Source organism: Candidatus Liberimonas magnetica, assembly GCA_020523885.1.
Taxonomy (GTDB): Bacteria; Elusimicrobiota; Endomicrobiia; order Endomicrobiales; family JAFGIL01; genus Liberimonas; species Liberimonas magnetica.
Window position 1 is genome coordinate 89,146 of record JAJAPY010000003.1, and the last position, 18,340, is coordinate 107,485.

General features: G+C 43.4%; 1 protein-coding gene (cut by a window edge). It reads left to right on the forward strand.

Going from position 1 to position 18,340, the window contains the following annotated elements; translation table 11 throughout:
• Positions 1–18,340 carry the 5' portion of a hypothetical protein gene (locus LHV68_03575; protein MCB4790947.1) on the forward strand. Its footprint extends 13,037 nt past the window's final position, so only the first 18,340 of its 31,377 coding nucleotides appear in the window; it begins with the start codon at positions 1–3; the stop codon falls past the right edge of the window.

Sequence of the window (18,340 nt, forward strand, 5' to 3'; positions counted from 1 at the left end):
ATGATTAAAAACCGTTTCTTACAGTTCAACTTAAACATTTTAAGTTATTGTTCCGGCAGAGGATTCCGGCTGCCGATATCTAGAATCATATCATTTGTCTTAGTATTCCTTTTTATCTTGCCTTCACTGCTTTTTGCAAGGACCAGGATAAAAACAATCGAATGGAACTTTGGGGGATATTACAATACCGCAAACTACCTGGGAGGTGGAACCAAATTCTCATTTCCCACCATAACGGTTTACATGCCGGAGAACGGGGTTGTGATAAGAAATGCATTCTTGGAGACAGAGTTCGAAGGCGTAGGCAATAATGATGTTACCAGCCTCACGGTAGAATTTGACCAGGGAGGTTCCGCTTCACATGACCGCTCCGCTGCAACTGCTTTGTCATTTTACCAGACCGGCGAGCATTTTAAGTCAGGTTATAAAGTAGATGTAACAAATGTGATATCCGCTGCAGCGTCTCAAACATATACTGCCGCCATAACCGTCGCAGGAACACGGTCACAGGCACACACAATGAAGCTTTTTATCACTTACGAATATGACGACAATTCTCCTACACAGATCAAGACCGTACGTTTTCCTCTTTATTCAGTGATGTCCAGTTCAACAGCCTCCCGCCAAACAGCAGCAACAGAGGGAGCACAATGGCAGACTTATCCTTTTACTTACAGGGCAGAGATAGAGGATTCTAACGTAACCGTTAGAACCCAGTGGTTTGAAGTCTTTGGCCTTAGGCGTTACGGCGGAAACAACATTAACGGATATATGCGCCTTAACATAAACGGCGGCGCAGCTTCTTCAACAATGGGTTTTTATAACCAGAGCGAAAGCAGTTTTGATATCTTTTACCTTGATGACGCATCAAATACCCTTCCAGCAGGATTTTCTGTAAATACCCAGCAGACCTTAAACGTCCAGATAGCTAACAGCCTCAATGATACAAATCCTCAACTCTTCGGCCTTGGAGGTGAATGCGTAGTTACTTATGAGTTTTCAAGAAACTCTTCTATTAAAACAAAAACAGTAAGTTATATTCTCGGACAGAATAACACGGCAGATGCCCAGCAGGCGCTGAGCAAAAATATATATTTAAACGAAGGCGGAGTAACGATTAAAAGAATTTATGCAAAAATATTCGGTTCCTTTAATGTCAATTCTTCTAACAACATGTCTCTCGATTCCAAAATTAACTCTGTCTCCATGCCTAACAGGACCTATGCTCTTTATGCGCAGACACCCAACACCAGCGGTTTCAGGCTCTTCCATGACATGACCCAAAGAAAAGGCTCTTGGGCAAACGGAAATGCTGTAGAGCTTACAATCGATGCCTTGACCGGGCTCGGAGGGTGCGGAGCAGAACTTATAGTTACCTATGACTATACAAACGAGGGTTCGTTTACTGAGTCTTACCAGACATTCGCAGGCCAATCAACCGGTTTTACATCGTCTTATGGTACAGGATTTAATCTTTATTTTCCAAATCCAGAAACGCCTCTCGGAGTAAAGACCTTGAGGAGCTGCTGGGACGAATTAAGATTTGACTATTCTGAAGACAATTCTACAGCTGACCAAAATCCATCAACAACAATACAGGTTAATACAGGCTCGCAATCAGTACAGCACCGCACGCAGACAGAAACCCACGGGGCAATTGTTTTATACGACGCAACTAGTGATGTTACTACAGGAGATGCAAATGCTACTGCACAGTATTCTGTATCACTTAACGGAGCTAGCTTCGCCGGTAAAAGCCATACGGTATACGAATACATTTCTCCGCCAAACAAACCATATAACCTAGTCCAGTATAAAACCGACCTTTCTGGTACACTAGCCCAAAAGAAATGGATTTCTGACACAAACCTCAAACTCATCTTTAAGTCATCTTCACCCTGCCTGACTGATTCACTTATAGCAGAACTTGAAATTCGTGACGCAAAGACAGAGTTTAGCAATACCTATACAAACAATTTAACTGCTGCAAGTTATTCCGGCATGCCAGTAATATCTACGTTTACTTTGATAGGGTTGACTGCAAACACTACTTACCACTGGCAAGTCCGGGTAAAAGGAAACGGTAATTATTCAAACTGGCAGTATTATCCTGAAGGCGCAGGCGATTTGTATTTTGATTTCGGTATAGACCAGCAGATCCCGCTTGCTTACGATTACCAGCTTGGTTATGATAAATGGCTCACAACGGCAACAGCTTCAGGGACAACTTATGACGTAGATTTTGAAGACCAGCTTTCCGGGCTTGCAACTGCCCAGTACACGATTTACTCCGGCCCGGAACAGACTGGCGAACAGCTTCTTGCCTGGACAACGGTTTTCTTTAACTTAGACCAAAATAGATATACTACAGACTGGCCCATAAACTTTTCAGCCTGCCGTTCAGGGTACAATTACATCAGGGTAAAAACATTTGATATAGCAGGAAACAGCCATGAATATTCAAACGATATATTTTACGTTAAAAAAGACACTACACCGCCACAGATTATCGCAACCGGTCAAAGCGGCGATAATACCTGGAGGGGAACAAACCCCGGTTCTATTTATAACATAGATTTCCTTGACACTCTGTCTAAAGTCCAGGACATACAGTATTGTGCTTATACTTATCCCAACAGACAGGGAACTCAGGTTCTTGAATGGACAAATATAGCTGTTTCGACAAATGTCGCTTCCTATACTCAGAATTTTTCCCTTGATTTCAACTTGCTTCGTTCCAGCTTTAACTACATTTCCGTAAGAGCCTGGGACGTAGCCGGTTCAACAAGAACACTGGTTGACGCGTTTTACGTTAAAAAGGATACTACTCCGCCTGCTATACCGACCCTGTTTGTGCCTGATGACAATCTTTCAATAAACTATTCAAGCGCATCGTTTGACTGGTCCGACGTTACAGATGCCATGAGCGGGTTTTCCTATTATGAAATACAGGCTGATAACGACGTGAATTTCGGTTCGCCAGAATATACAAAAACCTTAACCCAGTCTTATTCAACAGCCGCGTTTTCAAGCGACGGAAAATACTATTGGCGTGTCAGGAGTAAGGACAGCGTTGGAAATTACTCCACTTGGTCAAGTACAAGGAGCTTTCTCATAGACACGACCCCTCCGAGCATAATCGGAAGTTTTGCTTCAAAAAAACTTGATTTAAGCTGGATAAACGAAACACAATGGAATGACAATAAACTGCCGGATATAAGAATTAAAATACAGGACCCAGGCTCCGGGCTTAGGATGAGCCGCAGCCAGCTGTCTTTAGCTTCAAGTACACGGCTTTTAATGCATTTTAACGAAGGCACAGGACTCCCGTACGATGAATCAGAATACAACAATGATGCAATATCTTGCAATGCATCCTGGACAACAGACGCGGGGCCTCTTAACGGTTCAACGTATGCCCTGAGTTTTAACGGTTCAAGCCAGTATGTGAACTGCGGGCAACCGTCAAGCCTTGCCCTGGATTATTTCACGGTCGAAGCCTGGGTTAAGTTTAATTCAGTTTCAGGCAACAGGGTTATAGCATCTATAGATGACGGCACTAACAGGAGATGGGCGCTTTATCTTATGAACGGAAACACTTTAAGGTTTTTTGTATTCAGCAATAATGCCTTTGTGAGCCCTGATTACCCGTGGGTACCCCAGACCGGGACTTGGTATCACATAGTGGGTGTTAAAGGCACTTATATACGGACATACATAAATGGCCAGGAAGTCGGCACTCCTCAATCCCAAAGCGGAGTTACAGATAAAGATCCAACGAACCTCCGTATAGGTGTAGGGAACTATCCCGGCTATTTTGACGGAATTATAGACGAAGTCCGAATAACAAGCGGAACTTTAAATGCAGAGCAGATTGTCTCAAACTATGAAACAGGCGCAAGCCTGCGCTATTCAACCAACAACGGGAGCACCTGGAACTCCATGTCCTCTATTACTTCTGGAACAAACGGTACGACAGCTGTCCAGACTTCAACCGCAACTGCCGTGCCTTTAATTGAATCTTCGAATAAATCAAAGGTCAAGTTTGTTATAAAGGACATGGCTGGGAACAGCGTAGAATCAAGCGTTTATACAATAAAAATTGATACAACCTCTCCAGCCGTGCCAAACCTCGTTTCTCCGAATGACAATTCAATTTTTACAGTTTCAACAATAAACTTTGACTGGAGCGATTCATCAGACCTGACCTCCGGTTTAGAAAATTATACTTTTCAGGCTGCAACTTCTTCAAACTTTAACCCCATAACATATTCCTCAACAACGAGCAATTCATATATTTCTATATCTATGGCCAGCAAAAGGTATTTCTGGCGAATCGGGACAATAGATGCTGCAGGTAATTATTCGCAGTATTCTTCCACCCGCAGTTTCAGAATCGATATGTCTAACCCTGAAATTCATAACTACCAGACCGGAGATTCGCTCTGGAGAACAGCAAACAACGGTACGTACAATATAGATTTTAACGATGATTTGGAACTTAACTATTTTCAGGTAAAAGCTTCGACCGGAGGCCCTGACCTTGTATCCTGGACTAACGTGCTCAGTATAGGAGCGACATACTATAATTTAAACTGGCAGATTCCTGCTGCGGTCTGGAATGCGCTTCTTGAAGGAACCACAAACTACATTTCAGTAAAGGCTTATGATACCGCAGGAAACTATACAACTCTTCCAAACGCATTTTACGTAAAAAAAGATTTGACGGCACCCATAATTACGGATAACCAGACCGGCGATAACACCTGGCACCTGTCTAATACAGGCACTTATCAGATAAATTATACTGACAACCAGTCTAAACTCAGCAGTGTCCAGTATAAGATAACATCCGGAACAGGAGGGGTAATAGCCGACTGGTACACTTACGCTTCAAACATCAACCAAATCTCGTACAGTGCCGATTTTTCAATTCTAAACGCTCATTTTAACCTGCTTCCCACGTCTTTTTCATACATTTCAGTCAGGGTTTATGACAATGCCGGATTCAATTCATCGGCAAACAACGTTTTTTACATAAAAAAAGACACCATACAGGCATCGGTTGACGCAACAGGACAATCAGGAGATGACGAATGGCAAAAACAGTCTGGAAAAACTTATAACGTTGATTTTTATGACCCTTTATCCGGGATAAACCACATACAGTACAGGGTTTTTGCTTCCGCAGGCGGCGCAAATCCTTTAACTGACTGGACGTATATAGTAAACCCGGGATATAACCAGCCATCCTATGCAACAAACTGGCCTGTTGTATTTGCTTCATTAAACGAAGGGAAAAACTACATCGGGGTAAAAGTTGTTGACGTTGCGGGTTCAACAAAAACAGTAAACGATGTTTTCTACATAAACAAAGACGTTACAAGCCCGCAGATTACAAAAAACCAGTTAGGCGACAACACCTGGAGAAGTTCATCTAAAATAGACGGGTATGACGTTGATTTTAAAGACCTTAGCTATTCCCTTCTAAAACAGGCTGAGTATAAGGTAACAAGCGAACAAAACCAGCAGGGAAACACAATTATCGATTGGACTTATATTTTTTCCGGGCAATCTACAGCCCAGTATCTGACTGACTGGAATCTCCTTTTCTCTTCGCTTAAACAGGGTATAAACTATGTTTCTGTCCGCTGCCAGGACAATGCAGGCAATGCTTCATCTCTCGACGATGCTTTCTATGTAAAAAAAGACACTGCTTCTCCTGCCATAACAGATAACCAGGCAGGAGACGATACCTGGCGTAAAACTAACAATGCTTCTTACAACATAGACTATAATGATACCGGCGGAAGCAGCCTGAGCTATGCGCAGTACAAAATAACTTCCGGCACAGGAGGCGTAATAGTTGACTGGTACACCTATGTTTCAAATATAAATGCTGCAAGCTACACTGCCGATTTTCCGATTTCTTTATCACACTTTTCTTTATTGACAACATCTTACAGCTATGTTTCTGTCCGCATCTTTGATAACACAGCTTCCTCTGCTACTCTTGTGAATGCTTTCTTTATTAAAAAAGACACAACTGTCCCAACAATAATTACAAGCGGCCAGTCCGGTGACAACCAATGGCAGATTGTACCGGGAAAAACTTACAACATAGATTTTAATGACAACATTTCTCTTGATTACGCCCAATACACAATTTACACAGAAAAAAACAAAACAGGAACACTTGTCAAAGACTGGACAGGCATATTTACATCTACAAACACAAAATCCTATACCCAGAACTGGCCTGTTGACTTCAGCTATCTTATAGAACAATCAACAAATTACGTCTCTGTCCGTAGCTACGACACTGCCGGAAATTCAAATGAACAAAACGATGCCTTCTATATTTTAAAGGACACTACACCAGCAAAAATTACAGATAACCAAACCGGCGATGATAACTGGAAAAGCCTCTCAGGAACTGTTTACAATATAGACTTTCAGGACCTGGCCAGCGGGCTTCTAAAGGCACACTATACTGTCTGGACACAACCGAACCGCTCCGGCATAAAAAAGATTGACTGGACAACTGTTTTTGACACAAACACATACACAGGCAAGAACTATACCCAGGACTGGCAGGTTAATTACAGCGCACTGCAGGAAGGAGGCACAAATTACGTTTCTGTAAGGACCTACGATATTGCAGGAAACAGCCTCTCGCTTTTAAACGACGTTTGCTATATTAAGAAAGACGCAACTCCTCCCCAGATAGTTGACAGCCAAACCGGCGATGATACCCAGTACGCAGCTAACCCGGGTTCTATTTTTAACGTAGATTTCAAGGATAACATCAGACTGCAAAAAGCCGAATATACGATGTACTCTCAAACCGATATGGGGGGAACTTTAAGAAAAACCTGGACCCAGATATTTTTAAATCCAGGCACTACATTTTATAATCAAAACTGGGGTATAGATTTCGGCGCATGCCATCCGGGTTATAACTACGTTTCAGTCCGGGCTTATGACCTGGCAAACTCTTCAACGGTATTAAAAGACGTATTTTACGTGCGCAAGCAGGCTTCGCCGATAATTTATGATAACCAGGCAGGGAGCGATACCTGGAAAACCGCAAATACAGGAATGTATGACGTTGATTTTTCGTCATCCGGGTATGATAACCTTACCTACTTCCAGATCTGTGCCTTCAGCCAGTTAAACCGCCAGGGGATACGGTTGTCGACCTGGACAAAGATTGCAGACATCAACGCCCCTGCGTACACAAGTAACTGGTCAATACCGCAAAGCACCTGGAATGCTCTTGTACAGGGGAAAAACCACATTTCCATACAGGTCCTTGATACCTCCGGCAAGAACACTCTTATGGAAGACGTATTTTATGTCCTAAAGGACACAAATCCGCCTTCTATAACAAACAATGTTTCAGGCGGAGATAATACCTGGAGGAAAACCAACAACGGGGCCTACTCAATAAATTATGAAGACTACGTTTCAAGCCTTTCTTACGTTCAGTACAAAGTTGTTTCAGGAACAGGTGGTGTTATAATTGACTGGTACACTTATGCTTCAGGAATAAACAATTCCCACTACACCACCGCACTGGCTTTATCTTCTCAGCATTTCTCTCTCTTACGCACTTCCTACAGCTATGTTTCAGTAAAGGCTTTTGACTATGCAGGGTTGTCCGCTTCAATAAACAATGCGTTTTTCATCAAGAAAGATACCAGTGCGCCTGTTATTATTGACCAGCAGCAGGACCTTAACCCCTGGCAGAAAGCTGGCTCTGCGCTATACAACGTTGATATAAGAGACGATAACGGAAGCAACGTAGCTTCGTTTGAAGTGTTTGCATCCTCAGCCCAGTCCGGCACGGGCCAATTGTGCAACTGGACAGCGGTTTCATCCGGACTTAACACGCCTTTGTACGAGACAGACTGGCAGCTTCCAGCCGCTGTATGGAATGCTCTATTAAACGAAACCACAAATTACATTTCTGTCAGGGCTTATGACAATGCCGGCAATGTATCGAGCATAAAATACGACGCCTTTTATGTAAGAAAAGATACCTCCGGACCGCAAGTTGAGTTAAACTTTTCTGGGGACAATACGTGGAGAAAAGAATCCGGTACTACTTATGATGTTGATTTCGTCGATAATGGAGCAGGTCTTGGCTATTGCCAGTATAAAGTTACAAACTCGTCCTTTTCCGGAACTGTTCTAATTAACTGGACAAACATAGCAGAGAATATATATTCCCATGAATACAGGAATAACTGGCAGGTTAATTTTACTTCGCTCCATTGCGGTTATAACTACGTCAGCGTCCGGTCATCAGATACTTCAGGCAATATATCGCAAATTGACAACTTGTTTTACATAAAGAAAGATACAAACACGATAAGCATAGTAAACAACATCGCAGGAGGAGATAATGTTTGGCGCAATGCAGGAGGCACAACTTATAATGTTGATTTTTTTGATTACAACTCGCTTCTAAAAGATATCCAATACTGCCTATACTCTGAGCCCGCAAGGACAGGCACTCAGCTTAAAAACTGGGCTAATATCGCATTAAATGTTGGAGAAGAAAGCTATACCTCGGACTGGCCTATAGATTATTCCGCCTGCTTAAACGGTGCGACTAATTATATTTCAGTACGGGTTTATGATACCCTCCTTCACTGCACAACTTCAAATGATGTATTCCATGTTCGAAAAGACAATACTTCCCCTGAAATCTATGATTACCAGCTCGGCGATGACTCCTGGCGTTCTTCAAACGGAACTGTATATAATATAGAGTTTTATGATTTGGGAAACTCCAAGCTCAATAACCTGTCGTATAAAATATGTTCTTCAACAACAGGAGCAGGCATAATACTTGACTGGTACAATTTTGAAACCTCTGTTTCTTCCTCCGGCTATAACAGCGAAATACAGTTTAATGAAAGCCAGTTTAACCTTCTCCCTCAGGGTAAAGCATATGTTTCCGTAAAAGCAAGCGATAATGCTTCAAACGAAACAACTTTAAATAACGTGTTTTACGTTTTAAAAGATACTGCTATACCGATTATAACTAATTACCAGGGAGGCGATGACACTTACCGCAGCCAGCAGGGCACAACCTACAACGTTGATTTTGCTGATACCGGCGGTTCGAAATTGGACTATGCTCAATATAAAATCACGGATTCTCTTAGCAATGTCCTTGTCAATTGGTACTCGTTTTTAACCAATATAGACTCTGCAGCTTACACCCAGAACTGGACAATTGACGATAAATGGGAAAACCTTGTATCAGGAAAGAACTATGTAAGCATCAGGGTTTACGATAAATCAGGGAATTCAGCAGAGCTCGCCAATGCGTTTTATATAATGAAAGACACAACTATGCCTGTAATAACAGACAGCCAGTCAGGCGACACAGAATGGAGAAGCTCTCAAGGTACTACCTATAACGTTGATTTCCTTGACAACGCATCTCTTCTCAAAGACTGCTCCTATACTGTCTATACTTCGCAGAACAGGGGTGGGTCAATGGTCCTTGCCTGGACACCTGTTTTTTCATCGCTTTATGAAAACCAGTTTACGGACAATTGGCAGGTAGACTTCAATTCCCTGCGGGAAGGGACTAACTACATATCGGTAAAAGTTAATGACTTTGCAGGAAATGAAATAACCCAGGAAGATGTTTTCTATGTAAGAAAGGATACCACTTCGCCTGTTGTTTATGACTACCATAACGAGTTACTTGACCCGTGGGTAAGCCATACCGGTATAACATACAACGTGGATTTTGCCGATACGGGCGGCTCAAACCTTTCCCTGTTCCAGTACACGATTTACAGTTCAACAGGAATGGACAGCAGCCAGATACGCGACTGGACCACCGTTGTTTCAAATATCAACTCGGCGGCCTATGCCACTGACTGGTGGATAGACAACACCCTGCCTCAGGGCACTTCAAACTATGTTTCCGTAAGGGCTTATGACAATGCAGGCAATTTGTCGCAAAAAGAAGATGTATTCTACATTAAAAAGGACACAACTCCTCCTTCAATAATTAACAACCAGTCAGGAGATACTACCTGGCGTACCGCAAATAATGCAAGTTATAACGTAGATTTCAACTATGTGGAATTTGCGCCTCTAAACCAGTTAAAAACTCTTGTCTATTCACAACCTAACCAGGCCGGAAGCATGCTGGACAACTGGCGGATTATCTTAACATCAAATGTTTATACCTATACTCAGGATTGGAAACTTGCTGATACAACGTTTGGTCTTATGCAGAACGGTACTTCGTACGTAACAATTCAGATGTCCGACCTTGCCGGAAACACTTCTACGTACAGCGATGCTTTCTTTGTCAGAAAAGACCTCACAGCCCCTGTTTTTAGCACGTTCCATACGCAAAAAGCAGACCTTTCCTGGATAGGCGAAACCTCCTGGAATAACAAAACAAATCCGAAGGCCAGGATAAACCTCTCAGATTCACAAAGCGGTTTAAGAGTGGGGAAATCAGAGCTTGCAGCTTCTACCAATACCGTAATACTGCTTCATCTTAACGGCAATCTCTCAGACTCCTCGGTTTACAGCCATGTTCTGTCAACTGCTTCAAGCACAAACTTTGCCTGGACAAATATGGCCACGTGGAAATCAGCAGGCGGCAGCGAAAACATGGCAACCTTTGACGGAACAAACGACTGGATTGAAACAAATGACCACACAAGCTTAGACGGTATGCCAGCTCTTACAATTGAAGCCTGGGTAAGAGACACTGCAAATGACGCAAACCCAAGAGGCATTGTTTCAAAAAGGACAGCCGCCGATTCTGAAACCTGTTATTCTGTATTCCTTTTTACCGACAGGCATGTGAATTTTGATATAGTTGGAGCGGCAGACAGGAACCCGAGCATTTTTGCCTTACCTGCAAACCAGTGGCACCACGTTGCAGTTACCTTTGACGGCACTGCTCCAAGCTCGTCCCGTAAAAAGATATATTATGACGGCAAACTTGATTCCACTTTTTCCTATTCAGGGACATCCATACCCAACCAGCCGTCAAAACTGCGTATCGGTATCTTTAATGCAACCTACGGCACTTCCTGGCAGGGGCAGATTGATGAGGTGCGTGTTTTAAATAAGGCTTTAAGCGCAGAAGAAATAGCCTCAGATTACAACTCCTCGTGTATTAAATATTCAACTAACGGCGGCACATCCTGGACCATAGAAACGTCCACGACAGTTATAGCTACATCCGGAACAAGCGGTACAACGGCACTGCAGGTTTCTACGGCTACTTCCATACCTTTGCGGGAATCAGAAACACAGAACAAGTTGAGGTTTATAGTAAGCGATAACCTGGGAAACACCGTGCAGTCCGATGTGTTTACAGTAAAATCAGATACAACAGCTCCTAAAAATATAGCTTTAATTACGCCGGAAGACTACGGTTTTTCAAATACTACGCTTGTAAACCTTAATTGGAGCGATGCGGTTGAACAAACCTCCGGGCTTGAATACTATGAAGTTCAGGTTTCAACCTTAGCGAACTGCTCTGTCCTGGCGTTCAGTTCGACAACGTTAGTTTCACAAGTTTCAAAAGAACTTCAGCAAACTACATACTGGTGGAGAGTCCGGGCAAAGGATTTAGCAGGAAACTACGCTACGTTTACTTCAACGAGCAACTTTATGGTCAGCATAGATTCGCCTGTAATAACAAACCATGAGACAAATGGTGACAATACCTGGCAGACCTCTGCCGGCAGAGCCTACAACGTGGATTTTTCAGTGGCAGGAGCACCGCAGCTGGTCCTTATACAGTATACCGCACGTACCGGGCAAAACCTTACAGGCACTGAATTGATCCCCTGGAAAGATATTACAACAACTCCTACAAAAAACTACAACGCGGACTGGACAGTGCAGTTCAGTTCCCTGTCTGCTGGAACAAACTACATTTCTGTAAAATGTACAGACAGCGCAGACCGCACTGTTTCTCTAAACGACGCTTTCTTTATCAAGAAAGACTCGGCCGTGCCTATAGTAAATGACCTTCAAACAGGTGTTACGACCTGGATTAATTCAAACTCATATACGTACAACATTCAATACAACGACGGAGGCTCAAGCCTGCTCGGTTATGCCCAATACAGCATTATGTCCGGAACCTGGGGGGTTGTAGTCCCGTGGCATAGTTATGCGGCTGGTATTAATGCAAACTCCTACACAACCCCTCTTGCAATAGCAGACGCAGACTTTAATGTATTAAAAACAAGCTATGCCTATGTTTCAGTGCGCGGTTTTGATAATGCAGGTTTAAGCGCGTCAGTGACAAACGCATTTTTCGTTAAAAAAGATACGATAGCTCCGCAGGGTATTACCGACCTTGCGTCAAGAGCAGGTACTGAAGGACAGGTAAGGCTCTCCTGGACCTTGACAGCAGATGACGGACTCTTAAACGATATTCTTGAAAACGGGCTTTACAATGTAAGATATACGCCTGACGCACTCGACACCTGGGACAATGCGGACTATTCCCTGTATATACCTACAACTTCCGCTAAGGGAAGAAGACAGTTTTATACCGTGACCGGCCTTGCTTCTGCAACTACCTATTACACCTGGCTGAAAATCAGGGACAAGGCAAATAACTGGAGTTCAATATCAAACTCCACAAAAACGCTTTCCGGAAAAGATGCAACACCACCTGCAAAAATAACAAACCTTGCAGCTGCCACAGGTGCTTATCAGGAGCAGATAGACCTTACCTGGACTTCAACCGGAGATAACAGTTATACCGGTGCTTCTACGGGCTATCTGATTAAATACGCAACTTTCAATTTCAGCCCCGCAAATTTCAACAAACCGAATATTTCCACTTACACGCAGACCTGGGTGCCACTTAACAGCGGGAGCAAGGAACAGCAAACCTTAACCAACTTCGATATTACAAAAACATACTGGTTTGCGATAAGGGTGTTTGACGAAGCAAACAACTACTCGGATGTCAGCTCAACTACAAGCGCGGCTCCGGGACAGCCGGGCTCGCGCGGCGGAATGATTGTCTACGGCAAAAGCGGGAATACTAACCCGTATTACAAGAAATATGTCAACGGTACCTGGGACGGTTCAGAAACACAGGTGCAGGGCACGTTTTTAGGCGCGATGAGATGGTCGCGGCTGAAGAGCTGCCCGTCTGCAAGAGACGAAAAAATGCTGGGAACAGTAAACTACAACTCCGCCAATGGCATTTATACTCTCTATATAATGAGATGGAACGGTTCGCAGTGGAGCCAGGAATGGAGCACTGCAACCGCGGTCACAAATTTCCAGGCCTTTGACATAGTTTACGAGGAATTATCGGGAAACTGTGTGGTTGTTTTTGCAAGACCAGGGACATCCAGCGAGCTCGGCTACAGGGTATGGAAAAGCACATATTGGGCACCTGTACAAACACAGGATGTATCACAAGCTTCCGAACTCCGATGGATAAAAGGTTCGTCAAAACCCGGTTCAGATGAAATATTTTTCCTGGTTAAAAACGCAAATTATAACATAATGACTGAAATATGGAAAGGCTCTTCATATTCAGGTTCCCCGTTTGATGAAAGGATACATACCATAGCATCAGAAAACATTGTAAACCAGGACTGCGACTCTGCCTGGGATTCAAGCGGGGGTAAATACATCAGCGTATGGACCGAAGAGGTAAATATCCTGAAATATGAGATATACTACTCTTCATCCGGCTGGAAGGGCCCTTTTAATGTTCCTAATCTAACAACCACGGGTGATTTTAACTGGGTGCGGTTATCTCCTGACAAAAACTCGGACAGAATAGGGCTTGCGACTCTTTGTTCAAACCAAGACATTAACGTAGATATTTGGAACATAACCGGCTGGGTCGACAATGCGGAAGACGCAACCTGCGGCAGCCAGGCGACCCGCAGGTTTGACCTTACCTGGAATTCGAGCAGTAAACTCTATCTTTGTTACACTAACGGCGGAACAAGGCGCGATTTTGCTTATGCTACCTGGGACTCCGTAAACCACTGGGTACCTGCGGCCTTAAACAACTCGCCAAACCAGAGCGACTATATGTGGGACGACGACCTGGTAACAATAGAACTCCAGTCCGACCCTGATTCAAGCAAGATTATGCTTACAGGCCTTGGAATGGACGCTGATGTGAGAACCAGGTTATGGACGGGTACACTTTGGCAGACATCTTTGCCAGAACACGTTGACCCTGTCCCGGACTGGCCGGATAACAGCACAACACTATCCTGGAAACCTTTTTCCTTCGCTTATGATAAGTCTGACGTTATTCCTCCGACTATCGTTGACAACCAGGCAGGAGATGATACATACAGGAATAACAGCGATACTGCCTATAACGTTGATTTCCAGGATACCGGAGGGAGCCACTTAAATAAGGTGCAGGCTAAGGCAACTTCCGATGCCGCAGGAAACAACACCGTAGTTAGCTGGACGGACTGTGTCAGTGACATAAACCAGGATAACTACACAACCAACTGGTCTCTTTCGTCATCAATTTTCAGCGGACTAAATCAAGGTAAAAACTATGTCTGGGTTAAAGCCTTCGATAAAACCAGCAACAACACTCAGTCAACGAGCTATGTATTCTACGTAAACAAGGATACAACGAATCCTGTAATTGGCGACAACCAGACTGGCGACGATAACTGGTACAAGGCAAACCCGGGGAATATTTACAAAATTAATTTCCAGGACGACCTCTCAAAACTCAACAATGCCCAGTACATTGTTTATACGTCAACTGGCATGAAAGGGGATAAGATACTCGACTGGCAGAATATTTTTACAAACCTCAACAGCCAGACGTATTTTGCCGACTGGGGCGTAAATTTCTCGTCACTTACTACCGGTAAAAACCACATCTCTGTACGCACCTATGATATGGCGGGTAACTCCAGCTACAAAGAAGACGTTTTTTACGTTAAAGGGGATTCTATAACCCCTCAAGTCACCAACTCTGAATCAGGCGGGGACAGCCAGTGGCAGACCTCTCAGGGAAGGAATTATAACGTAGATTTTAAAGACAACGATTCCCTTCTCAAAGACGCCTTATATTGTGTCTCGTCGTCAACAACTCCGACCGGCAACATTAAAGCCTGGACTTATATTACAATAAGTACAAATGTCGTAAATTATACGAGCAACTGGCAGGTGAGCTTTTCAGATTTAAAGGAGAGCGTTACTAACTATGTTTCGGTCAAGGTTTATGACAACGTACGAAATACAACTACAGTTTCAAACGTGTTTTACGTATTAAAAGACACAACCACACCCGTTATAACAGACAACCAGGCCGGAGACGAAACGTGGAGGACACAATCCGGAACATCTTACAACATTGATTTTGCGGATTCAAAAAGCAGGCTTTCAAGCGCCTGGTACAAGGTATATTCCGGGACAAGCTCTTTGAGTTCCGTTGTAATTGACTGGACGCCTATATTTGCCGGCATAAATAAATCCAGCTACACGACAAACTGGAGCGTTGACTTCAACCTCTTAAAATCAAGCTATAACTATGTTTGGGTAAAAGCTCAGGACATGGCAGGAAATACAAGGACGTCTGATACTTATCTTTTCTATGTCAAAAAATCAACCCAAACCCCGCACATAATAAACGACCAGTCAGGAGATAATTCCTGGAGAAAATCAAATAACGGTTTTTACAATGTAAGTTTTACCTATGGCGGAAGTTCAAACCTCGACTATTTTGCCACTAAAGTAACAACAGGCGCTTATGGGACAGGAACCATCCTTGACAACTGGCGTACCATTACGTCTAACATCAACAGCCCCTCATATTCCGCACCGTGGCAATTAAACAGCCAAGCCTGGGATTTGCTAAGGCCGGGTACAAACTATATATCCGTAAGTGTTTACGACCTGGCGGGCACATCAGCTACTTTAAAACATGCTTTCTATATTTTAAAAGACACTACGACCCCTGTTATAACAAACAAGGTCAGCGGAGACAACACTTACCGGACATCTGCAGGCACAACTTATGACGTAGACTTCCAGGACTCGCTATCTCTTTTAAACTACGGCCAGTACAGGATAAAATCTTCAACCGGAGCTGTCCTGGCTAACTGGACAAATGTATTCGGGCCTTTGAATACTCCCTCATATACACAGGATTTTCAGGTAGATTTTAACAAACTTGTTGAAGGCATGAACTATGTTGATGTACGGTGCTGGGACAGGGCAGGCTCAACAACTACCGTTACAAATGCATTTTATATTTTCAAGGATACAACTTCTCCTCAGATAATAGACAACCAGACAGGCGACAATATATGGAGGACAACAGACCCAGGCGCGATTTACAACGTAGATTTCAAGGATCAGGCTTCGCTCCTAAAACAGGCACAATACTGCGTGTATTCTTCAACCGGAATGGCCGGGACCCAGCGTAGCGCCTGGACAAATATTTTCAATAACCTGAATTTATCCGAATACACGGCTGATTTCAGTGTAAACTTCAACCTCCTTGCATCAAGCTATAACTATGTATCGGTAAGATGTTTTGATTATTCCGGGCATTCTTCAACGTCTACAGATGTCTTTTACATTAAAAAAGACACTATTACTCCCACACTTAATTCAAGCGCCGTTCTTCCCGACGATAACTGGAGAAAAACTGCCGGCACGGTTTACAATGTTGACTTTACAGACAATGACTCCCTGCTCTATGACGCACAATATAAAATCTGCACAGGGACAAACCAGTCAGGCACGGTGCTGATTGACTGGACCCCGGTCTTTTCCGGGTTGAACCAGAAAAATTATACAACAGATTGGTCGTTAAATTTCAACAATTTAAAAGAGGGGACAAATTATGTTTCTCTAAAAGTGCGGGATAATGCTTTTAACGAAAAATCCCAGAATGACGTTTTTTACGTTAAAAAAGATACAACTACCCCGTCTGTTACGAATAGCCAGTCAGGCGACAATACCTGGAAGAACCAGTCCGGAACAAAATATAACGTAGATTTTATTGACAAATCCGGAGGAAGCGGTCTTGCGTCCATTCAGTACCGGGTGCTTACATCAACAGGCGGCACTAGAATAAACTGGACGGATATTGCAGGCGTTTTAGGCTATAGCTACGCTACTGACTGGGAAGTAAATTTCAACGGTCTTATTGAAGGCCAAAACCTGGTGCACGTACGGAGCACGGACCTGGCTGGGAACACAACTACTTACGGGCTTGTTTTTTACATTAAAAAAGATACGGTCCTTCCTGGTATAACCAACAACGAACTTGGCGGGGATAATACCTGGAGAAGAATATCCAGAGACTACAATTTGGATTTCCAGGACTTTACCAGCAAGTTAAATGACGCCCAGTATGAATTAACCTCATCAACAGGGGGAATACTTATACACTGGACAAACATATTTACGTCAACAAACGTAACAAACTATACGAAAAACTGGCAGGTTGATTGGGCAAAAGCCAGGGAAGGCATAAATTACGTCTCAATAAAAGTAAATGACAATACGAACAATTCATATACGGAATCAAATGTTTTTTATATCAAGAAAGATACCACTGCGCCTACAATAGATTCATCGGCTCAAACCGGAGACAACACCTACAGGGGTTCAAACTCCGGCTATTACAACGTAGACTTTGCCGACACCGGCGGCTCATATCTTGATAAATTTCAGATTAAAGTGACAACGGGCCAGGACTTCTCAGGGCTGATAGTTGCAGATTGGACTGACACGGTAACGAACATAGCTGCGACCAGTTATACTGCCAACTGGCAGCTACCCGGTCTGGTATTTAACCTGCTCAAGCCTGGAACCAACTATGTTTCCATAAGGGCTTATGATGTTGCAGGTTCAACATCGGTAAAAAAAGATGCTTTTTACATATTAAAGGACACCTCTGCGCCGACAATAACATCAACAGTCTCAGGAGACAATACCTGGAGAAAACTGGGAATTAAATACGACGTTAATTTCTATGACACTAACCTTTCGACCGGCTTTTACAAAGTAACCTCATCTACAGGAGGCACTATAATAGACTGGAAAGTCATTTTTTCATCCGGTGCCATAACCTCCTATACTTCAGACTGGACCGTTGATTTTGCAAAACTCCGTGAGAACACCACGAACTATGTTTCTGTCAAAGCGTACGATTCAGTAGCCAACGTTGCCCAGACAAATAACCTATTCTACGTAAGAAAAGATACAACCGCTCCTTTGTATGTAAACTCAGAGTCCGGCGGAGACTCAACCTGGCGCAACTCAAAAAGCTCAAGGACGTATAATGTCGATTTCTACG